At 73.1% G+C, this 21,671-nt stretch carries 19 protein-coding genes; 6 read left to right on the plus strand and 13 right to left on the minus strand.

Annotated features, from left to right (window positions below; genetic code table 11):
* Complete coding sequence (locus tag AB0H83_RS31645) at positions 1–483, plus strand: serine hydrolase domain-containing protein (RefSeq protein WP_360101370.1); 483 nt, start codon at positions 1–3, stop codon at positions 481–483.
* A gap of 354 nt (positions 484–837) precedes the next feature.
* Positions 838–3,528, plus strand: coding sequence for a discoidin domain-containing protein (locus tag AB0H83_RS31650; protein WP_360101372.1), 2,691 nt, complete (start codon positions 838–840; stop codon positions 3,526–3,528).
* Positions 3,529–3,659: 131 nt separating this feature from the next.
* On the opposite strand, the gene AB0H83_RS31655 is transcribed toward AB0H83_RS31650, so the two are convergent.
* The 6 genes from AB0H83_RS31655 to AB0H83_RS31680 all read right to left on the minus strand — a co-directional run bounded on the left by AB0H83_RS31655 (position 3,660) and on the right by AB0H83_RS31680 (position 8,466).
* Positions 3,660–3,824, minus strand: coding sequence for a hypothetical protein (locus AB0H83_RS31655; protein ID WP_360101445.1), 165 nt, complete (start codon positions 3,822–3,824; stop codon positions 3,660–3,662).
* Positions 3,825–4,082: 258 nt separating this feature from the next.
* Positions 4,083–4,529, minus strand: a complete 447-nt coding sequence (locus AB0H83_RS31660) for a hypothetical protein (RefSeq protein ID WP_360101374.1) — start codon at positions 4,527–4,529, stop codon at positions 4,083–4,085.
* Positions 4,530–4,629: 100 nt separating this feature from the next.
* The gene (locus tag AB0H83_RS31665) at positions 4,630–4,794 is read right to left on the minus strand and encodes a hypothetical protein (protein ID WP_360101376.1); all 165 of its coding nucleotides are present in this window, start codon (positions 4,792–4,794) and stop codon (positions 4,630–4,632) included.
* Between the two features lie 280 nt (positions 4,795–5,074).
* Positions 5,075–5,227 carry a hypothetical protein gene (locus AB0H83_RS31670; RefSeq protein WP_360101378.1) on the minus strand — a complete coding sequence of 51 codons (153 nt, stop codon included), beginning with the start codon at positions 5,225–5,227 and terminating at the stop codon, positions 5,075–5,077.
* A 213-nt stretch (positions 5,228–5,440) separates the two neighbouring features.
* Positions 5,441–7,699: a catalase gene (locus AB0H83_RS31675; protein ID WP_360101380.1), complete on the minus strand. Its 2,259-nt coding sequence runs from the start codon at positions 7,697–7,699 to the stop codon at positions 5,441–5,443.
* A gap of 104 nt (positions 7,700–7,803) precedes the next feature.
* A complete protein-coding gene (locus AB0H83_RS31680) occupies positions 7,804–8,466 on the minus strand; it encodes a hypothetical protein (RefSeq protein WP_360101382.1) in 663 nt (220 codons plus the stop codon).
* Between the two features lie 127 nt (positions 8,467–8,593).
* Between AB0H83_RS31680 and AB0H83_RS31685 the strand changes: the two genes are divergently transcribed.
* The 3 genes from AB0H83_RS31685 to AB0H83_RS31695 all read left to right on the plus strand — a co-directional run bounded on the left by AB0H83_RS31685 (position 8,594) and on the right by AB0H83_RS31695 (position 9,831).
* Positions 8,594–9,040, plus strand: a complete 447-nt coding sequence (locus AB0H83_RS31685; protein WP_360101384.1) for an Hsp20/alpha crystallin family protein — start codon at positions 8,594–8,596, stop codon at positions 9,038–9,040.
* A gap of 39 nt (positions 9,041–9,079) precedes the next feature.
* On the plus strand, positions 9,080–9,265 hold the full coding sequence (locus tag AB0H83_RS31690) for a hypothetical protein (RefSeq protein ID WP_360101386.1): 186 nt from the start codon (positions 9,080–9,082) through the stop codon (positions 9,263–9,265).
* Positions 9,266–9,396: 131 nt separating this feature from the next.
* Positions 9,397–9,831: a DUF6582 domain-containing protein gene (locus AB0H83_RS31695; RefSeq protein ID WP_360101388.1), complete on the plus strand. Its 435-nt coding sequence runs from the start codon at positions 9,397–9,399 to the stop codon at positions 9,829–9,831.
* A gap of 81 nt (positions 9,832–9,912) precedes the next feature.
* On the opposite strand, the gene AB0H83_RS31700 is transcribed toward AB0H83_RS31695, so the two are convergent.
* From AB0H83_RS31700 to AB0H83_RS31725, 6 genes are all read right to left on the minus strand, one after another.
* A complete protein-coding gene (locus AB0H83_RS31700) occupies positions 9,913–11,187 on the minus strand; it encodes an FAD-dependent oxidoreductase (protein WP_360101390.1) in 1,275 nt (424 codons plus the stop codon).
* A 49-nt stretch (positions 11,188–11,236) separates the two neighbouring features.
* Positions 11,237–12,001 carry a BPL-N domain-containing protein gene (locus AB0H83_RS31705; protein ID WP_360101392.1) on the minus strand — a complete coding sequence of 255 codons (765 nt, stop codon included), beginning with the start codon at positions 11,999–12,001 and terminating at the stop codon, positions 11,237–11,239.
* Entirely contained in the window at positions 11,998–13,659 is a 1,662-nt protein-coding gene (locus AB0H83_RS31710; protein WP_360101394.1) for a heparan-alpha-glucosaminide N-acetyltransferase domain-containing protein, read from the minus strand. The genes AB0H83_RS31705 and AB0H83_RS31710 overlap by 4 nt, the downstream gene beginning before the upstream one ends.
* Positions 13,656–14,306: a BPL-N domain-containing protein gene (locus AB0H83_RS31715; protein WP_360101396.1), complete on the minus strand. Its 651-nt coding sequence runs from the start codon at positions 14,304–14,306 to the stop codon at positions 13,656–13,658. Before AB0H83_RS31715 ends, AB0H83_RS31710 begins: the two co-directional genes overlap by 4 nt.
* Before the next feature lie 92 nt (positions 14,307–14,398).
* Entirely contained in the window at positions 14,399–15,211 is an 813-nt protein-coding gene (locus tag AB0H83_RS31720) for an arginine deiminase-related protein (RefSeq protein ID WP_360101398.1), read from the minus strand.
* A gap of 118 nt (positions 15,212–15,329) precedes the next feature.
* The gene (locus AB0H83_RS31725; RefSeq protein WP_360101400.1) at positions 15,330–19,322 is read right to left on the minus strand and encodes a Pls/PosA family non-ribosomal peptide synthetase; all 3,993 of its coding nucleotides are present in this window, start codon (positions 19,320–19,322) and stop codon (positions 15,330–15,332) included.
* A gap of 492 nt (positions 19,323–19,814) precedes the next feature.
* Between AB0H83_RS31725 and AB0H83_RS31730 the strand changes: the two genes are divergently transcribed.
* Complete coding sequence (locus AB0H83_RS31730; protein WP_360101402.1) at positions 19,815–21,011, plus strand: MFS transporter; 1,197 nt, start codon at positions 19,815–19,817, stop codon at positions 21,009–21,011.
* Here the strand turns inward: AB0H83_RS31730 and AB0H83_RS31735 are convergent.
* On the minus strand, positions 20,983–21,597 hold the full coding sequence (locus AB0H83_RS31735) for a dihydrofolate reductase family protein (RefSeq protein WP_360101404.1): 615 nt from the start codon (positions 21,595–21,597) through the stop codon (positions 20,983–20,985). The genes AB0H83_RS31730 and AB0H83_RS31735 overlap by 29 nt on opposite strands.
* Positions 21,598–21,671 lie beyond the last annotated feature (74 nt).

Genomic DNA, 21,671 nt, shown 5'->3' on the forward strand with positions numbered 1-21,671 from the left:
ATGCACACGGAGCAATTCGCCGAGGTCAGCGCCGCCCTGCAGCGGAACTTGGACTCCGGCGCGGAACTCGGCGGGTCGATCACGATCGACGTCGGCGGCGAGACGGTCGTCGACGTGTGGGGCGGGTACCAGGACGAGGCCCGTACCCGGCCGTGGGAGGCCGACACGATCACCAATGCCTGGTCGATCAGCAAGCAGGTCGTCGCGCTGGCGGTCCTCATCCTCGTCGACCGCGGCCAGTTGGACCTTGACGCACCGGTGGCGGCGTACTGGCCCGAGTTCGGTGTGAACGGCAAGGGCGGGGTCAAGGTCCGTCATGTGCTGGCGCACGCCTCGGGCGTCTCGGGCCTGGACGCGCCGAGCCGGGTCGAGGACCTGTACGACGCGCCGGCCGCCGCCGCCCGGCTGGCCGCACAGGCCGGATCGGCTACTGGGGTGGCTGGGGCGGCTCGATGGCGATCGTGGACCTGGACCGGCGGATGACCATCAGCTACGTGATGAACATGATGGGCGGCGGGATCCTCGGATCCGACCGGGCGCAGGAGTACGTCACCGCCGCCTACCGGGCCGTCGGAGCCTGAGCGTCTGTCGGGCGCCGGAGGCTGAGCGCGCACGCGGGTCGGAGAGCGCTCCCACGCGTCGGCAGCCAGCGACGCGACCGACCGGCGCCCGGCCGCACCGCGCCGACCTGCATACGGGCTGGACGTCGGTCGGCGCTCCGCCATTTTGCCGCCAAGCATTGACACCTCTCAGAGGAGCCTTCAGAGTGGCCACCAGAGAGCGCTCTCTCACGCCCCTGTAACTCCGCCGATACCCGTGCTTCACGAAGGAGTCCCTATGGAGTGGTCGGAACCCCGCCCCGGCCATCGACGTTCCGGATCACTGACGAGCCGGCGCACCCTCCGCATGGCCGGCATCGCGGCCGTGGTCGTGGCCATGATGGTTGCCTACATCGTCGTGGTCACGACCCGCGCTGACGCCGCCGAAACCCTGCTGTCGCAGGGCCGTCCGACGACCGCCTCGTCGACGGAGAACGCCGGCACCCCCGCCAGCGGCGCGACCGATGGCAACACCGGTACCCGCTGGTCCAGCGCCTTCAGTGTCCCGCAGTGGATCCAGGTCGACCTCGGCACCTCCCAGTCGATCACCCGGGTCGCACTGAACTGGGAAGGGGCGTACGCCACCGCCTTCCAGATCCAGACCTCCGCCAACGGCACCACCTGGACGAACATCTACTCCACCACGACCGGCACCGGCGGCCAGCAGAGCCTGCCGGTCACCGGCAGCGGTCGCTACGTGCGCCTCAACGCGACCGCGAAGGCCACCCAGTGGGGCGTGTCGCTGTGGGAGTTCCAGGTCTTCGGCGGCACCCCCGACACGCCGGGCACCTGTGGCACCACCAACACGGCGCAGGGCAAGACTGCGACCGCGTCGACGACGGAGAACGCCGGTACCCCGGCCTCTGCCGCGTTCGACGGCAACCCCGGCACCCGCTGGTCCAGCGCGGCCGCCGACCCCCAGTGGCTCCAGGTCGACCTGGGCAGCGCGGTGTCCGTCTGCGGCGTCACGCTGAACTGGGAGGCCGCGTACGCGACCGCCTTCCAGATCCAGGTGTCCACCAACGGCACGACGTGGACGAACATCTACAGCACGACCGCCGGCACCGGTGGCGTGCAGAGCCCGGCCGTCACCGCGACGACCGGTCGCTACGTGCGCATGAACGGCACCGCCCGGGCCACCCAGTGGGGCTACTCGCTCTGGGAGTTCCAGGTCTTCACCGGTTCCGGCCCTTCGGCCTCGCCGTCGACCTCGGTGTCGCCCAGCACCCCGACACTCCCGACCTCCGACACCCCCGACTTCGGCCCGAACGTGCGGATCTTTGAGCCGTCCACGCCGGCGGCGACCATCCAGGCGGCGGTGGACCAGGCGTTCAACGCGCAGCTGCGCAGCCCGACCGCGCAGTTCGGCACCCAGCGCCACGTGTTCCTCTTCAAGCCCGGCACGTACGGGCGGGTGTGGGCCAACGTCGGTTTCTACACCACGATCGCCGGTCTCGGCCTGAACCCCGACGACGTGACGATCAACGGCGCGGTCAACGTCGACTCCGGGTGGAACTTCGGCGACGAGCTCAACGCGACCCAGAACTTCTGGCGCAGCATGGAGAACCTGTCGATCGTTCCCGAGGGCGGCACCAACCGGTGGGCCGTCTCCCAGGCCGCCCCGATGCGCCGGGTGCACATCCGCGGCAACCTGACCCTCGCACCGTCGAACCAGGACAACGGGCAGGGCTACTCCAGCGGCGGCTACCTGGCCGACTCCGTCGTCGACGGCGTCGTGTCCTCCGGCTCGCAGCAGCAGTGGTACACCCGCGACAGCCGGATCGCCCGCTGGGACGGCGGCGTCTGGAACATGGTCTACTCCGGCGTCCAGGGCGCGCCGGCCAACGCGTTCCCGAACCCGCCCCACACCACCCTGGCGACCACCCCGGTCACCCGGGAGAAGCCCTACCTGTACGTCGACAGTGCCGGCCTGTACCGCGTCTTCGCGCCCTCCGTGCGGCGCAACTCCGCGGGTGCCAGCTGGCCGAACACCGCCGGCACCTCGATCCCGATGCGCGAGTTCTACGTCGCCAAGCCCGGTGACAGCGCCGCCCGGATCAACTCGGCCCTCGCCCAGGGCCTGAACCTGTTCTTCACCCCCGGCACGTACACCCTGGACCAGACCATCAGGGTCACCCGCGCCAACACCGTGGTGACCGGCATCGGCTTCCCGACCCTCATCCCGTCCAACGGGGTCGAGGCGCTCAACATCGCCGACGTCGACGGTGTGAAGGTCAGCGGCCTGACCTTCGACGCCGGGACGACGAACAGCCCGACGCTGATGAGCGTCGGTCAGGCCGGCGTCCACACCGACCACGCCGCGAACCCGATCAGCCTGCAGGACGTCTTCTTCCGCATCGGCAGCAGCGTCCAGGGCAAGGCCACCACCACCCTCGCCGTGCACAGCGACGACACGATCATCGACCACATCTGGGCGTGGCGGGCCGACCACGGCGGCGCCCCGACCGGCTGGACGGTGAACACCGGCGACACCGGCCTCATCGTGAACGGCGACGACGTGCTCGCCACCGGCCTGTTCGTCGAGCACTACCAGAAGTACGAGGTGATCTGGAACGGCAACCGCGGACGGACGATCTTCTTCCAGAACGAGAAGCCGTACGACGTGCCCAACCAGGCAGCCTGGATCGGTCCCCGAGGCAACGGCTACGCCGCCTACAAGGTCGCCGACACCGTGACCGACCACGAACTGTGGGGCGGCGGCTCGTACTGCTACTTCAACGTCAACCCCACCGTCAGAGTGGACCGGGGCTTCGAGGTGCCCAACCGGACCGGCGTCCGGCTGCACAGCATCATCACCGTCTCCCTCGGCGACGTCGGCACGATCGCCAACGTCGTCAACGACACCGGCGGCGCCGTCCCCAACCCGGCCGGCAACACCACCCCCCGCCAGGTCGTGAACTACCCGTAACCGTCAACCCCGACGCAGTACCGACCTGAAATCGGCGGCCACCGGTGCACCTCGCACCGGTGGCCGCCGCCGTCACGGAACCTCCAGCGGCAACCCGCGCAGGCAGCCGCCGCGCACCGCGGAACGCCCGGTCACGGCAACGGCGGGTAGGCGTTGGCGAGCAGGCCGCGGAACGCCTCCGGGAACCACTCGCCGGCGGGCGGGACGAGCGGCAGTGCACCGGTCGGGTTGTAGCCGTTGCGGACACCACCGGCGTACAGCCCACTGCTGCGCGCTGTACGCGACCGTGCACCCACCCGCCGCCGCGCCGGCGGTGCCACCGGCAGCGACCGCGCCGGTGACGCCCGTCAGGCACGCAGCGACAGCCACCGCGAGACCGTGCCGTGACCAGACCATGCCGGACCCCCTTCGCCGGCCGCCATATTGACCGCCGTCAGCGTTCCAGGCGAGCGCCCGGTCCGGCGTGCCAGCGACGGTGACCTGCACGTCCGGCGGCGGACCGGCGTGAAAGTCACACCCGGCAGCCGAGCCGGCGTCCTGGGCGATCATGCCGGCTACTCAGTTCGCCTCGACGAGGTCGTGCCGAGCCGGCGGAACGTCGACCGAAGCCATGCTCTGAACCGCCATGGCCGGCTCAGGACCAAGCCGACGACGAACACCGCCGTGAGGCCGCCCAGGAGTTCGACCGTCTGATCGAAGCTCTCGGTGTCGTCGAGCTGGTAGATCAGCCCGGGGCTTCCGACGTCCCGGGCGCGCAGCGTCTCCCCGGCCTGCGCCCCCTTCGGCAGCCCTCCGACCAACTCCTGCTGGCTGCGGACAACGGCGCCGTCATCGCTGACAAAATCGCCGTACCAGCCACACCGCTGCACCGGTGGCTTGAACCGGTCACACCCCGTGAACTCGGTGAGCGTGAAGGTCCCGGTCCGGCCACCACCGTGCGTCGCCTGCCACGCCGGAACGAGCGACGCCGTCATGACGAGCATGCCGATCGCCCCGAACACCAGGAAACAGATTCCCACGAAGAGCCGAAGGGCCGGAGGGGCGTACCAGAGTCTCATCGCACCTCCCCATCACCACGGCAGCATTGGATGCGTTGGCCGGTCAGTGGAGCCAGCGATCAAGCACGCCAGGCCAGAAGTGGGTGCTGTGGTCGCCATCGCCGTCCGCGGGTGGGTCGAGGGCCTTGATCTGCACGACCCGACCGATGCCGGCCCACGCTTCAAGCACCTCGAAGCTGGGCGGGGCAGGAAGATCGTCGGTGGCCACGCCAACGAGGTTATCCATCTCTGACAGGCGCGCACGAACCATGGCCGATCTCAAGGCCAGTCACCCAGGGCGGGCACGCTCCCGGAAGCCGGATCGCGGCATGTACGCGACCGGGCAGTACAACCCGGTGGATCCCTGTGCGCCGGGCAACAGGGATCCACCGGGTTGTACCCGTGGTCCGCACTGAGTGCACGCTCATCGAATTCCAACAGGACCAGCGAGCCGCCCAGGTCGAGCACACCGACACCGTCGGGTGTGAGGGACAGGTGTCCGCGCAGGATCACGCAGTGGCCGCCGGCCAGGATCGCCGGCCCGGTAGCGCAGCCGGTGCGCCGCACCAGGGGACCGCCGTCCGTCCGATCGGGGTCGCGATCTGTGCGATCGGGAAAGGGCTCCAGGAGAACTTGCCGAACTTCTCCACCTCGATCAGCACGCTGCGATCATGCCGGCACGCCATGAGCCGGGCGCGGCCGGGTCGACCAACGGCGACCGGGGTACCGCCCGGCAGCCGCGACCCGCCTGCCGCGTACGGCATCTGGTGGCCGCCGCCCCGCCAGCCTTCACAGATCGAAGTCGCGTCCCGGTCATCTGGGCGACCACGACGCGACTTCGATCAGGCAAGCAAGATCACAGCGAGCCGGACGGCTCAGGCGACGGCGGCCAGGAACCGCTCCCACACCCGGTGCGCGCCCATGAGTTCCAGCACCTGCGGGAACACTGCCGCGGCCTCGTCGCCGCCGACGACGCCCGGGGTGCCGGCGACCCCGGCCGCGGTCAGGACGGTGGCGCCGGCGCCCCACGCGCCGATGACCTTCGCGTGCCGCCAGCACTCCTCGACCATGAGCAGCACCCGCGGGTCGACGTTCGCCGCGGTCGAGGCGCCGGCCTTGGCGTCGCGGGCGGGCAGCGCGTCGGGGGCGGGCACGGGCGCGCCGGCCAGCAGCAGCGCGTCGAACTCGACCGACCGGGCGGTGGCGAACGTGCGCTGCACCGGCAGGCCGCCGACGAGCCCGCCGTGCGGGGCGATCAGCAGCGGCACCATGCCGGCGGTGAACACGGTCTCGCGCAGGGTGGCGAGACCGTCGAGGTCACCGTCGGGGTCCACGACGATGCCGACCATCCGTCCGTCGACCGGCCACACCGCGCCGACCTGCGAGAGGGCGGGGCTGGGCCTGGTCTCGGTGAGCGGCACGGTCGGCTGCGGCGCGGGCAGGCCGAGGCCGGTGGCGACCTGGGCGCACAGCACCGGGTCGATGTTCGCCAGGCATTGCAGCTGCCGTTCCTTGATCGCCTGCTCGTAGCATTTGCCGAGTTCGAAGGTGTACGCGCGGATGATGTGCTCCTGCTCCACCGGCGACATGCTCAGCCAGAAGAGCCGGACCTGGCTGTAGTGGTCGTCGAACGACACGGGGTTGGCGCGCACCTTGCTCGCCTCGGTCACGGTGACCGGGACGTCGAGGAAGGCGTGTTCGGTGTCGCCGGCGACGGAGGGGTTGCCGCCGTCGAGGGAGTTCGGCCGGTACGGCGCGACGCCGGCGTGCACGGCGTGCTGGTGGAACCCGTCGCGGAGCATGTCGTTGACGTCGGCGTGCGGCCGGTTGATCGGGATCTGCGGGAAGTTCGGCCCGGCGAGGCGAGTGAGCTGCGTGTCCAGGTAGGAGAACAGCCGGGCCTGCAGCAGCGGGTCGTTGGTGACGTCGATGCCGGGCGGCAGGTTGCCCAGGTGGTAGGCGACCTGCTCGACCTCGGCGAAGAAGTTCGTCGGGTTGCGGTTGAGTGTCATCCGGCCGATCGGCTGCACCGGCGCGAGCTCCTCGGGGACGATCTTCGTCGGGTCGAGCAGGTCGATGCCCTCGAAGGTCTCGTCCGGGGTGTCGGGGAAGACCTGGATGCCCAGCTCCCATTCGGGGTGGGCGCCGGCCTCGATCGCGTCGTACAGGTCGCGGCGGTGGTAGTCGGGGTCGATGCCGCTGAGCAGCTGCGCCTCCTCCCAGTCCAGGGAGTGCACGCCGAGCTTGGGCTTCCAGTGGAACTTCGCCAGGACCGTCTCCCCCGCCTCGTTGACGAGGCGGAAGGTGTGCACGCCGAAGCCTTCCATCATCCGGAACGAGCGCGGGATGCCCCGGTCGGACATGTTCCACATCGTGTGGTGCTGCGCCTCGGTGTGCAGGGAGACGAAGTCCCAGAACGTGTCGTGTGCGCTCTGCGCCTGCGGGATCTCCCGGTCGGGGTGCGGCTTGCCGGCGTGGATGACGTCCGGGAACTTGATGCCGTCCTGGATGAAGAAGACCGGGATGTTGTTGCCGACGAGGTCGAAGGTGCCTTCGTCGGTGTAGAACTTCGTGGCGAAGCCCCGCGTGTCGCGGACCGTGTCGGCCGAGCCGCGGGAGCCCAGGACGGTGGAGAAGCGCACGAAGACGTCGGTCTTCTTGCCCTTCTTGAGGAAGCCGGCCCTGGTGACGCCCTCGGCGGTGCCGTATCCCTCGAACACGCCGTGCGCGGCGGCGCCCCTGGCGTGCACGACCCGCTCCGGGATGCGCTCGTGGTCGAAGTGGGTGATCTTCTCGCGGAAGTGGTGGTCCTGCAGCAGGATCGGCCCGCGCGGCCCGGCCTTGAGCGAGTGGTCGGTGTCGCGCAGGCGGGCGCCCTGTGCCGTGGTGAGGTAGGCGCCCTGCTGGCCCTTCGCGGTGGGCGGCAGGCCGGTCTTCGCGCCGGTCGGGGTACGGGTGTCGGGGCTGCCCTGCTCCTCCTTCGGCGGCAGGGGTTCGACCGGGGTGGTGGGCTCCTCGAGGGTGGGGGTGGCGCTGCCCGGCTTGCCGGGGACGTCCGGGGTCAACAGGTCGACCACCTTGTCAGCGGCGGCTTCAACGGCGTTCTTGATGGCCTGGCCGGGCTTGCTGCCCATGTGCGGCACCTCCATGCGACGGAAAACATGCAGGTCCGCACCGTTACCCCGGCTTGGGCCGGGCAAACGCGCACATCACGCAAATCGGATGGACGCGCTCCGCTTCATCGCGTCTCGGCGGACCGGGCCGCCATGGCCTGCTGGTCGCGGCGCCGCTGGGTGTGCCGCAGCACGGCGTCCGTGCTGGCGGTGACCTCGTCTACCTGCTCGGCCAGGCCGGGGTGCCGGCCGAGGTGCCGCCGGGCCGCGGCGAGCAGTGCGGGCAGCGCCGCGGCATCCGGGTCGGCGAGCGCCCGGTGCAGCCGGTCCAGGTCGGCGGTGGCCGCGGCGGGCGCGTCCGGCAGGCCGGCCACCTGCCCGGCGAGGCGGCGCAGGTCGGCGGTGTTGTCGGCGGCCCACTGGGCGACAGCCCGCACTCCGGCGCGGTGGTCACGCTCGGCGCGCACCCGGTCCTCGCGGGTGCCGGCGGCCGCGCCTGCGGCGGGCGCGGAGCGCAGGTAGCGGCGCTCGGCGGCCTGCCGGCTGGCCACGCCGAGCGCCGGGGCGAGCGCCTGCCAGCTGACGCCGGCCCGCCGGGCGGCCTCGATCAGCCGCGGCTCGGTCGCGGCGAGCCGCTCCTGCACCCAGCGCAGCAGCTCGAGGGCCTCGAGCACGGCGGTGGTGTCGACGTCGCCGGCCGCCTGCGTGGCGCTCTGCTCGGCGACGGCGGCGACCGCCGCGAGGGCGGTGATGAGCGCGTCCGGCCCGTCCGGAGGGCTGATCGTCATGCCCCGCGACCTCCTCTGGAACATTGTCATCGTTTGGTTGACGTTTCGCTTGTCATCGTAATGACGACGTGGTACAACGAATGTATCGCGCATTGACCAACCAGTCGAGACCCAGGAGGTGGACCAAATGTTGATGCGCAGCGAACCCTTCACCGAGGTCAACCGGCTCGCCCAGCAGCTGTTCGGCGCCCCGACCACCGGCACGTGGTCCCGCCCGACGACCATGCCGGTCGACGCGTACCGCAACGGCGACGAGTTCGTGATCGTGTTCGACCTGCCGGGCGTCGACAAGGACGCGATCGACATCGACATCGAGCGCAACGTGCTGACCGTGCGCGCCGAACGGCGCCCCGTCGACCTGGGCGAGCACGCGCAAGCGACGCTGTCGGAGCGACCCCTGGGCGTCTTCTCGCGGCAGATGTTCCTCGGCGACGCGCTGGACACCGACCGCATCGACGCGACGTACCACAACGGCGTGCTCGCCCTGCGGATCCCGATCGCCGAGAAGGCCAAGCCGCGCAAAATCACCGTCGGCGGCCACGCCGATCAGGAGCAGAAGGTCCTCAACGGCTGATCAAGCACGCCACACGGCAGGACAAGGTGGTGAGCTGCCATGCACACCGGGCTCTCCCCCGAGTGGGACCGTGGCTTCGACGAGGCGTTCGCCGACCTCGTCAGCCATGACGACGACCTCGTCCGCGCCGAGTTCACCAGCCTGACCCGCGCGAACTGGCCGGCCGGGCACCGTCCCGGCCAGCCGCTCGACGCGGACCCGCGGCAGCTCGGCCGGGACGAGTGACCCGCGCAGCGAGCGGCCGGCGGCACAGCGCCGCCGGCCGCTCGCGCATGCGGTCCCCGCGGCGGGCGGCGGGTCGCATCACCGCTCGCGGACACCGGCATGGATGACCTGGCGCTGGGTACACCGACCATATGGCTGCACGCAGACAGAGCACGCACGAACTGGACGCCGCGGAGCGCAACGCCATGTCCGACAGCACGTTCGCGTTTCCCCGGCTGCGCAAGGAACCGCTCAACGACGCCTCGCACGTGCGCAACGCGATCGCGCGGTTCGACCAGGTCCGCGACGCCACCGACGACGAGCGGGCGGAGGCGTTCCGCCGCATCAAGCGGGCCGCGAAGCGGCACGGCGTCGAGATGACCGAGACCCGCTGGCAGGAGCTGGGCAAGCCGACGGCGACGATGAAGTCCTCCGACAAGCCGCGCACGCCGACGAAGTCCCAGCGCAACCAGCCCCGCTCGGAGCGTTCCCGCGACGAGCTGTACGCCGAGGCGAAGCGCCGCAACATCCAGGGCCGCTCCACCATGACCAAGGCCGACCTCATCCGCGCGCTGCAGAGCAAGTAGCGCAGCTCAGCTGCAGCAAGCAGCGCACCCGTCCGACGCGGGGCATGACGGCAACCGTCATGCCCCGCCGTGCCGTCCCCGTCATCGACCCGCCGGTGCGTCATGCGCCGCTCGCGCCGGCACCGAGCCGGGAGGCGCCGGCCGGCGCGCGAACGGCGGGGCGTGTTCCGGCCGCAGGCCGACGCCGATGAGGTACGCCGGCACCGCCGACAGCCAGGGCAGGCGCCGCAGCGCGGCCAGTACCGGCGCGGGCGGGCCGATCCTCCGCCCGGCGAGCGTCGGCGCGATCAGCCCGCGGTGCATCACCCGCTGCAGCACCTGCACCGCCACCGTGGGCAGCAGCCGGCGGGCGCGGACCGCGGCCAGCTGCGAGCCGGTGGGCCGGCCCCGCCGCAGCGGCCCGGCGAGCAGCGCCGCGGCGGCCACCGCGTCCTGCACGGCGAGGTTGATGCCGACCCCGCCGACCGGTGACATGGCGTGCGCCGCGTCGCCGATGCACAGCAGGCCGGCGGTGTGCCAGCGGCGCAGCCGGTTGAGCCGCACGTCGAGGTGGCGCACGTCGTCCATCGACCGCAGCGCGCCCACCCGGTCCGCCAGGTCCGGCATCAGCTCCGCCAGCTCGCGCCGGAACCGTTCGATCCCGGCCGCCCGCAGCCGCGGATCGGTGCCCTTGCGGGCCAGGTAGGCGACCTGCAGGTACCCCTCGCGCGGGATGACCACCGCGGCCCGGCCGGGCGCGGCCCGCGGGGTCAGCGCGACGTCGTCCCCTGCCGATCGCGGCAGCCGGAACCACCAGGCGTCCATCGGCACCCGGAACTCCCGCGGCCGCAGCCCGCCGTCGGTGTGCGCGATCGACCGGCGCCCGTCGCAGGCCACGACCAGGTCCGCGGGCAGCTGCCCGGTGATGCCGTCCTCCGTGTGGTACCGCACCCCGCACACCCGCCCCGACTCGCGCAGCAGGCCGGTCACCTCGGTGCGCATCCGCAGCGTGAAGTTCGGCTCCTGCCGTGCGGCGGCGGCGAGCAGGTCCAGCAGGTCCCACTGCGGGACCATCGCCAGGTACGGGTGCGGCACCCGCAGCCGCCCGAAGTCGGCGAGCACCACGCTGCCCCCGTCGTCGGTGGGCCACGCGACCCGGTCCAGCCGGGTCTGCGGCAGGGCGGTGAACGCGGGGCCGAGGCCCAGCTCGTCCAGCAGCCGCTGGGTGGACGGGTGCACGGTGTCGCCGCGGAAGTCGCGCAGGAAGTCGCCGTGCCGCTCCAGCACGCTCACCCGGACACCGGCGCGGGCCAGCAGCAGCCCGAGCACCATCCCCGCCGGGCCGCCGCCGACGATCACGCAGTTGCGGTCGGTCATAGCCTGTCCCCTACCCGTCGGCGCGGGGACGATGCCGGGTGCGGGCGGGTCAGCCGCCGTGCAGGGTGCTCTCGATCAGGTCGTGGCCGAGGTCGTACCGGATGCCGTCGGGATTGGTGAGGCCGGCGTCGGCGTACCAGGACGGGTCGGCCTCCGGGTGCGGGCCGACCAGCCCGACGCGCCCGGTGCCGTAGCCGGTGACGACGGCCGCGGCGCCACCGGTGTCGTACGTGGCCAGGATCGTCGCCGTCGCGCCGGACCGCAGCCGGAACAGCGCGCCGTCCTGGAAGTACATGTGCCGCCGCTGCCCCCGCCAGTCGACGCCGACGACGGTGTCGTCCGGGTCGCGGACCTTCGCCTCGGCGCTGTAGATGTACCCCTCGACGCCGACCCCGCTCAGCAGGCCGAAGCCGGGGTCGGCGCCGGCGAGGTAGGCGCCCAGGCAGAACCCGAGGTAGTTGCCGCCGCCGTGCACGAACCCGCGGACGTCCTCGGCGTGCCCGCGCAGGCGCCGCCACGCCTGGCGGACGTCGCCGCCGCCGGGTTGCGCGTACACGGCGGCCCCGGCGAGCGAGTCCGCGGACAGTGCCCGGTCCTCGCCGGGGCCGCAGAACTCGGTCCGCAACCCGCTCGGCGCGCCGCGCAGCAGCGCCGCGACCGCCTCGGAGCAGCCCGCGCAGGCGGCCGGGCCCCGGTAGACGAGGGCGAGCGGCCGGGCGGCGGACAGCACCGCGTACCCGGCGCCGGCCACCCCGCCGAGCGCGGCGAGGATTCCGGCGGCGCCCGCGCCGACCAGGAACCGCCGCCGGTTCACCGACCGCTGCCCTGCCCGGCGCTAGGTTGCGACCGCCGCCGGGCGATGCGGCGGCGGACGTCGGCGAACCCGCGCGGCCGGCGCGGTCCCGAAGGCTGCCCCGCCCCACCGGACGCCGCCCCACCGGCTGACGGACCACCGGCTGACGGACCACCGGCCGCCGACCCGCCGGACCCCGCACCATCGGACCTGGAGCCACCGGACGCCGCATCACCCGGCGGACCACCCGACGTCGGCACACCCGGCACTGCTGGACCCGACGCGTCCGATGCCGCCGCCGCGTCCGGGGACGGGGCCGATGCCGGGGGCACAAGTGCGTCCATGACCGGTGCCCGTGGCGCCGGTGCGGCCGGGACCCGGGCCGGCACGGCCTGGCCTGGGACGACGGCGCGGTCGACGGGTGCACCGGCGGTGGCCGCGCTGCGGGATGCGGCCCACCGCCGGGCCAGGGTGGCCAGCGCGGTGACGCCCGCCTCGATCGGGCCGCGGCCGATCGTGCCCCTGACGGCGAGCCCGATGAGCACCGCGCCGACGACCTGCACGAGGCAGCCGTTGGCGGCGCTGTACGTGTCGAACTCCGAGTTGATGAACAGGATGTGCGCGGAGTAGAGCGTCAGCGTCATGCTGCCGGCCGAGGCCAGGCACACCAGCACGACCGTGCACAGCGGACCCAGGACCCGGTGGGTGATGTGCCCGGCGAGCAGCAGCAGCCCCAGCAGCGCGACGGCACAGCCGGCGGCGCCGAACATGTCCGGCGGGGTGCTCATGTGCGGAGTGTTGACCGCCAGCCACCACCAGGTGGACGACGGCGCGTTGCCGTTGCCGCCGAACGCCAGCAGTTCCTTCGTCTCCTCCACCGTCAGGCCGCTGCCCGGCTGCGCGGCCCAGATGTGGGCCAGCCCGCCGAAGCGGTGCAGCAGCAGCGACGAGATCGCGTTGGCCCAGACGGCGACGACCGTGCCGCCGGCCAGCAGCAGGGCGGCGAACCGCGGCCGGGTCAGGTCCTGCCGCCCGATGACGATGCCGGCGCACACGTACGCCAGCCACGTCGGCGACGGGTAGAAGCCGGTGAGCGTCAGCTCGGTGAGCATCCCGGCGGGGTCCTCGACGAGCCGCGCGAACGACGGGTTGCCCAGGGACGACTCCGGCAGCCGCGGCAGCAGGAAATGGCCGGCCACCGGGCCGGCGGTCGCCAGGAACAGGCCCACCACGGCGACGGTCCGGGTGCGCAGGAACAGCAGCGGGATCGCCAGCAGGAACACCACCGCGTAGTACGGCAGGATCACCGCGTCGAGCACCGTGTCGGCGGCGCACACCAGGAACCCGACCACGCCGATGGCGACGGCCCGGGTGGCCATCGCGGCGGCCACCGCGGGCCGGTCCGCCGCGGTGACCTGGCGGCGGCCGGACACGAACGCGATACCGACGCCGGCGAGCAGCGCGAAGGCCGCCGCCGCCCGACCGCTGAACGCCAGCGCAGACCAGGTCGGATTGCCGGCGGCGTCGGCCTCGTACAGAGCGTGCAGGCAGATCATGCCGAGCAGCGCGGCACCCCGGGCAGCGTCGACCCCGATGAGCCGTTGCCGGCCGCGCGGTGCCGCGGCGGGCACGGCCGGTGCTGACGGCGTTGGCGCCACCAGGTTCGCTGGCTTGGTCATGCCATCATCACCGCGTCCACCAGGTCCAGGCCGAGGTCGACGCCGAGCCGGTCGACGCGCAGCCCGGCGTCGGCGTACCAGTCTCCGGTCGCCTCCGGGTGCGGGCCGACGACACCGACCCGGCCCCGCCCGAAGCCGGCGACGAGCGCGGCGACGGTGCCGTTGGGGTACGTGGCGACGACCGTCGCCCCGGCGTCGGGCCGCACCCAGAAGTGCGGGCCGTCCTGGAAGAACAGCGTCCGGGTGTGGCCTCGCCACGCGACCTCGACGAGCGTGTCGTGGGTCTCGACGACGGTGGCCGCGGCCGAGGCGATGTACTGGTCGGTGTCCCCCGGCAGCAGGCCGAAGCCGGGGGTCGCGCCGGCGAGGTACCCGCCGAGGCAGAACCCGAGGTACCGCCCGCCGGCATGCACGAACTCGCGGATCGCGGCGCGGTGCCGGCGCAGGTGGCGGTAGCCGTGCGAGAGCAGGCCGCCGCCGGGCTGCGCGTAGAGGACCGCGCCGGACAGGGCGCGCGCCGACACCGGCACGTCCTCGTCGGGGCCGACGTAGCGCACGTCGAACCCCCAGCGGCTGCCGCGCAGCAGCTGGGCCACCGCCTCGGGGCAGCCGGGCAGGGACGCCGGGCCGCGGTACACCAGCGCCACCAGCGACCCGCCGCCGGGCGGCACGGCCGGGGCGCGGCATGCCGCGGCCGTGACGCGCCTGGCTCCGGGGCTCCCGGGCCGCCGGGATGCGATCACCGCGACCCCCGCGGCGGCGGGTTGTCGAGGGTCAGCGCGGTGCACCGCACCCCGCCGCCACCCTTGGCGAGCTGGGTCGTGTCGAGCTCGACCACGTGCAGGCCCCGCTCGCGCAGCGTGGCGGCGAGTCTCGGCGCCCCACGGGTCATGGTCACCGTGTGGCCGTCGCTGATCAGGTTGAGCGCGAGGTGGGCCGCCTCGTCCAGGCCGACCTCGATCAGCTCCAGGCCCAGCGCGCGCAGGCTGCCACGGCTGGGCTCGTCAAGGGCCTGCGGGCAGTACGCCAGGGTGTGCGGGGCGTCGATGACCGCGACGGCCAGGTCGAGGTCGTACCAGCGCGGGCCGACGGTGCGCAGCGGGATCACATCGTAGCCGAGCGCGTCGGCCAGCACGGCGTGCATGCGCTGGTCGGTGCGCTGCCCGTAGCCGGCGAGCAGCAGGTCGCCGCAGGCGAGGGCGTCGCCCTGGCCGCTGAACGGGTACGGCGCCTCCAGCACGTCGTAGCCGCGGCCCTCCAGCCACTCCTGGAAGTACGACACCTCCGCCTTGCGTTCCGGCGGCGGGAAGCCCAGCACCGCCCGGTCGCCGCGGACCACGGCCGCGTTCGCGGTGAACACCATGTCCGGGCACTCGGGGGCGGAGGCGACGTACTCGACGCGACGGCCGGCCGCCAGGTGCGCGGCGACGATCGCCTCGTGCTCGGCGGTCGCGGCAGCCGGGTCGGGCTGCACGTCGGTATGCATGTACGGGTTGATCTCGTAGTCGATGCGGAAGTGAGCGGCGTCGGAAACCAGCAGTTCGGTGTTCACCGGGCGGTTGCTCCTTGATGTGTGTGGATGGAACTTGCGAAGCGGAGACGGACGCGCCCGCCAGTGCAAGGCGCGCGGACGACAGGCACGCCGGGGCGGCGAACCGGACGACAGAGGGTCAGGCGGCGGCGACCGCCGGGAGGGTGGCGACCGCCGGGAGGGTGGCGACGCCCTGCGCGGGGATGCCGCGCCATCGGCTGCCGGGCATGAGGTGTTCGCCCTTCATGAGCAGCGACAGCGACCCGAGCGACACGTCGTCGCCGACGACGGCGTCGTACAGCACGATCGCGCGGGTGCCGATGCTGGCGCCGGCGCCGATGGTGACGACGGACATCTTCATCACCCGGTCCTCGAACAGGTGCGTCTGCAGCGACACCTCGGCACCGACCGCGGCGTCGTCGCCGATCTCGACCAGGTCGAACTCGGTCAGGTACGTGGTGCCGATCCAGGTGCGCCGGCCGATGCGGGCGCCGAACCAGCGCAGCACCGGCGGCAGGAACGGGGTGCCGACGAGCACGCCGACCCCCGCCGGGATCGCCGCGGCCTCGTACATGCCGGTGACGAACTCGGTGCGCCGCACGAACGTGCTCCACAGCGGCTCGACCCGCGGCCGGTAGGTGCCGATGATGCTGCGTTTCGTGGCCGCGCAGCAGCCGATGACGGCGGCGCAGGCGGCCATCACGACCAGCGGCGAGACCAGCGCCGGCACCGCCAGGTCGCGGCCGCGCGCCAGCGTCGACAGCACCCACAGGTACAGGTACACGCTCATGCCCAGCAGCGAGGCCGGCGCGGTCACCCGGGCGAACTCGACGGCGAGGCGGTGCACCACCAGGTTGCGCGGCGGGCGGAACGTCTCCTGCTCGCTGAACGTGCCGCTGTCCTGCCGCTGCGGCAGGTGCATCGCGGGCGAGCCGAGCCACGAGGTGCCGTCGGGCACGTCGTCGTCCGGCGGCAGGGTCTGCACGCCGACGAGGCTGCCGGCGCCGAGGGTGGTGCCGGCCGGCACGAACGCCGCGTTGCCGACGAACGCCCGGTGCCCGACCTTCGTCGGCAGCAGCGCCATCCGCCCGTTGGCGAACGTCGCGGCACCGACGCTGGCCATGTCGGCGACGAAGCTTTCCGGGTCGAGGGTGAGCAGGTCCGGGTCGAGGTGCGCGGCGGTGGACACCTCGGCGCCCCGGCCGACGCGGGCGCCGAGCAGCCGCAGCCACGGCACCGTGTACAGCGTGGAGTACAGCGAGTTGGTGAACATCAGGCTGAACTCGAGGAGCTTGTCGGTGATCCACTTGCGCACGCCGAGCGCGGAGCGGGCCGGGTGGATGCCGGCCGGGGCGTGCCGCAGCACGAGACGCTTGCCGGCGGCGACGACCGCGCAGGTGGCCAGCACGTACAGCGGCCCGGCGGGGACGGTGGCGGCGAGGCCGGCGAGCAGCCCCCACTGCAGCAGCGCCCACCAGACGAGCACCACGCTGGGCACGACGGTCGCGATGGCGCTCAGTTCCAGGCCGACGGCGCCGAGGCCGGCGGCGAGCAGGTGCTTCGGGTGCCAGCCCCGGCCGGCGCCGAGGCCGCCGGCCGACAGCATCACCTCCACCGTCGAGCACAGCGCGTCGACGGGCGCCGCCGGGGAGCCCGCCCACCGCGCGCCGGGCGGCACCGTCTCGCCCTGCTCGAGCACGGACTGCTCGCCGAGAGCGGCGCCGGCCCGCACCGACGAGCCGGGTTCCAGCACGGCGTTGGCGCCGACGAACGCGCGCCGCGCGACCGTGATCGGCTCGACGACGACCCAGCCGTGCTCGACCCGCCACGGCCGCAACGACACGCCGTAGCCGATGGTGGCGTCGGCCTCGATGTCGATCATCGTCGGTACGCTGACCGAGCTGGTCGCGATCGTGGTCCGGGCGCCGACGCGGGCGCCGAGCAGCCGCAGGTACCCCGCCATCATCGGCGAGCCGCTGAGCACCGCCATCGGCCCGATCGCCAGCAGCAGGTCCAGCAGCCACAGCCGCACGTAGGTCAGGCCCCACAGCCGGTACCGGCCGGGACGGATGCCGGCGGCGATCGGCCGGGCGAGCAGGACCGGCACGATCCAGCGCACGCCGAGGTAGCTCACCAGGATCGCCATCATCAGCTGGACGAGGACCTCGACGGACACCCGGCCGTTGTTCCAGGTGTACACGTAGGACACCGGCAGCGTGATCAGCAGCACCAGCAGGTAGATGGCGAGCGCCTGCCCGGCGCCGGCGGCCGCGATGCGGCGGCTGCCGTGCCGCAGCGGCGCCGGGCGCTTCGGCGCGCTCAACCCGGGGGCCGCCGAGGCGAGGCGGCGGGCCATGCCGCGCACCGTCGGGTTGCCGTACAGGTCACGCACAGCGGCGTTGGCGCCGATGCCGCGGGTGCGCAGCAGCGACACGACCCGCGCGGCGAGCAGCGAGTGTCCGCCCAGGTCGTCGAAGAAGTCCGCCTCGACCGACAGGGCCTGCGGGTCCAGCCCGAACGCCTCGGCCCACACCGCGCGGACCTGCTCCTCGAGGTCGCCGTCGGCGGCCACGACGGTGCCGCGGGCGGGGCGCCGGTTGACCGGTGCCGGCAGCCGCTTACGGTCGACCTTGCCGCTGGGCATGGCGGGCAGCGATTCGACCGTGTCGAGGTACGCCGGCACCATGTACCCGGGCAGCCGCTCCTGCAGCTGCTCGTACAGGCGGCGCACCAGCGACGCGTCCGGCGCCGGGCAGACGATGTAGGCGGCGAGCTCCCGCGGCGCGTCGTCGCCGGTGCCGACCGGGACGAGCGCCGCCACCGCCTCGCTCACGCCGGGGTCCTCCAGCAGCACGTTCTCGATCTCGCCGAGGTCGACCCGGTGTCCGCGAATCTTGACCTCGGCGTCGGCGCGGCCCAGGTACTCGATCTCGCCGTCGGCGGTGAGCCGGCCGAGGTCGCCGGTGCGGTACAGGCGGGACCCGGGCGGTGCGAGCGGATGCTCGATGAACCGGTCCGCGGTCAGCTCGGGCCGGCCGACGTAGCCGCGGGCGACGCCGGGCCCGCCGATGCAGATCTCACCGACCTCGCCGTCGGGGACCGTGCGGCGCTGCTCGTCCAGCAGCACGACGGAGTACGTGGGCAGCGGCCGGCCGATGGTGACGATCCGGCCGGGCAGCAGCTCGCACCAGGTCGCGGTGACGGTCGCCTCGGTCGGCCCGTAGGTGTTGAGGATGCGCCGGCCCGGCCTGCTCCACCGCTCGACGAGCTGGCCGGGACAGGCCTCCCCGCCGACGAGGACGCTGCGGATACGGGGCAGCTCCCGGGGGATCGTCGCGAGCAGGGTCGGCACGCAGTACAGGACGGTGATGCCGGACGTTTCGAGGAAGTCGGCGAGTTCGCCGCCGAAGCGCCGCGAGTCGGTCGGCCCGGCGACGAGGGTGGCCCCGACGGACCAGGTCGGCCAGATCTCCTCGATCGAGAAGTCGAACGCGATCGTCATGCCCTGGTAGACCCGGTCGCCGGGGCGCACGTCGTACACGCCGGGCACGACGTCGAGGAAGTTGCAGATGCTGGACTGGGCCACCTCCACGCCCTTGGGCCGGCCGCTGGAGCCGGAGGTGTAGATGACGTACGCGGCGGGGTCGCCGGTGTCGGGGGCCGGGCGGTCCGTGGACCAGCCGTCGCCGGTCGCGCCGTCGTCGTCGACGCGCAGCACCGGGCAGGGCAGCCCGTCGGCGCGGTCGGCGAGCTCGGCCGAGGTCACCAGCAGCGCGACGGCGGAGTCCTCGGCGATGTACGCGACCCGGTCCGCGGGCGACTCCGGGTCGATCGGCACGAATGCCCCGCCGGCCTTGCCGACGGCGAGCAGCGCCACGTAGGTCGCGACGGAACGCTGCAGCAGGATCGCCGTGCGGGCGCCGCCGCGGATGCCGAGGCCGCGCAGCCGGTGCGCGAGACGGTTGGCGCGCTCGTCGAGCTCCCGATACGTGAGGCTGGCCCCGTCGCACTCCAGCGCGACGGCGGTGGGGTTGCGGTCGCACGCGGCCTCGAACACGTGGTGCAGGCGCCGTGCCGTCGGCCCGTGCGGCCGGGACTGCGGTACGGTCGTCCTGGTTGTTGCCTGGGTCAAGAAACAGCCCCATCTCTGTTGCGGCGCCGGGGCGGGCCGGCGTCGCGGGCTGTCGCCGGGCACGGCAGAGCCACCCGCGGCCGACATGCATCGACCGCGGGTCCCCAGCGACAGCACATGAACGAAGGGCGCGCCGGGGGCGGGTCCCGGGCGTGCCGTGCCGCCGCGTAACCGGTGCGGTCGCACGGCGGCAGCGGCACCTGGATGGGTGCCGCATCCCCAGACTGCCGCCCCGCCTCCCGTCGCGGGGGGCACCTCGGGTGGTTCTCACCACGAGACCACCCATCCCGCAATTCGAGCGGCTGCGCGCCTCACACGGCGCTTCACGCGCACCGGATCCCACCGTCGATGTGTGCGCTTCAGCAGCGGTTTGACCTGGTACGGGCGCCCGAATCAAACCATTTGACAGCCGCGATACGTTGATCCTCCGTACCTGTCGCACGTCGGGAGTTCCGAGGGGGGCCATGGCCCTTCCGGACCCCAGGAGTCACGATGCGCCGGGCACCCGCCCTGTCCTTCCTGCTCGTCACCGTCTTCATCGACATGCTCGGCCTCGGCCTCATCGTGCCGATCGCGCCGGCCCTGCTCAACGGCATCACTGGCGACCCCGCCGCCGGCGCCCGCTGGTCCGGGGTGATCGGCTCCAGCTACGGCCTGCTGCAGTTCCTCGCCTCGCCCCTGCTCGGGCGGCTCTGCGACCGGTACGGCCGCCGGCCCGTCCTGCTCGCGTCGCTGTCCTGCCTCGGCGTGGACTACCTGGCGCACGCGGTGTCGCCCACGGCGTGGCTGCTGCTGCTGTTCCACGCGATCGCCGGCGCGTGCGCGGGCACGAACACCGTCGTCAACGCCTACATCGCCGACGTCACCGCACCCGAGCGGCGGGCCCGCGCGTACGGGCTGGTCGGCACCGCGTTCGGGCTCGGGTTCGTCGCCGGGCCCACGATCGGCGGCCTGCTCGGCGCCGTCGACGTCCGGCTGCCGTTCTACGCCGCGGCCGCGCTCGCGCTCGCCAACGTCGCGTACGGCGCGCTGATCCTGCCCGAGTCGCGGCCCGGCGACCGGCGCACCCCGCTGACGCTGCGGGTGGTCAACCCCGTCGGCGCGATCACCGCCGTGCTGCGCCGCCCGGTCCTCGGCCGGCTCGCGTACGCCCGGTGCCTCGCCGACGTCGCCCGCATGACCGCACAGGTGTGCTGGACGTTCTTCGTCACGGCCCAGTTCGCCTGGGGCACCGCGCACGTCGGCGCCGTCATGGCCGCGGGCGCCCTCGCCGGCGCGGCGTTCCAGGCCCGGCTCGTCGGCCCGCTCGTGCGGCGGCTCGGCGAGAAGCGCGCCGCCGTGCTCGGCGGTCTGCTCGGCTCGGTGTCGTTCGCCGGTACCGCGGCCGCCTCGGCACCCTGGGCGGTCTACGCGCTGCAGGCGGTCGGCGTGCTCGCCTCCGTCGGCGGCGCGGCGGCACAGTCGTGGCTGTCGGGCGTCACCGGCGACGACGAGCAGGGCACCGTGCAGGGCGCGGTGACCGGAATCGGCGCCCTCGCGGAGACGGCGGTGCCGGTCGTGGCCACCGCCGTGTTCGCGTGGTCGCTGGCGCACGGGGCGCCTGGGCTGGTGTTCCTCGGCGCGGCCGGGTGCGCGGCCGCGTCGGCGGTCCTGCTGGCGGCTACTCCCCCGGCGGCACCTGGTCCTTGATGTCGTCGTAGCCGGTCTTGGCGGGCGCCTCGCCGGGCGCGTAGATCACCCGGATCACGCCGGTCGGATACGCCTCCGTCGCCGTCACCGTGAGGTGGTACGGCGCGTCGCCGTCGTCGAACAGCCGGCGGCCCTTGCGCGCCGCCACCGGGTGCACGAGCAGCCGCAGCTCGTCGACGAGCCCGGCGGCGAGCAGCTGCTGCACCACGGAGATCGAGCCCGGGATCAGGATGCCCTTGATCCCGGGCTCGGCCTTCAGCGCGGTCACGGCTTCGACCAGGTCGCCCTGGATCAGCTCCGAGTTGCGCCAGGTGAACTTCAGCGGCTGCCGGGACACGACCACCTTGCGCACGTCGCCGAGCTGCTTGGCGAACGGCGCGTCCTCACCGCCGGCCGCCTCCCGCTCCGGCCACGCGCCGGCGAAGCTGTCGTAGGTCTCCCGGCCGATGAGCAGCACGTCGGAGGTGGCGTAGTCCTCGGTGACGGCGCGGCCCATGTTCTCGTCGAAGTACGGGAAGTGCCAGTCGGGGTCGATCTCGGCCACGCCGTCGGCCGAGATGAACAGCGTGGAGATGACCTTTGCCATCGCTTGGTCCCTTCGAGTCGGCGGGTACCCGGCTGATTCTCGCGGATATCCGGGTTCCGGTTGCAACCGGGCAA

It is taken from the genome of Dactylosporangium sp. NPDC050688, from assembly GCF_040654515.1.
Lineage (GTDB): Bacteria > Actinomycetota > Actinomycetes > Mycobacteriales > Micromonosporaceae > Dactylosporangium.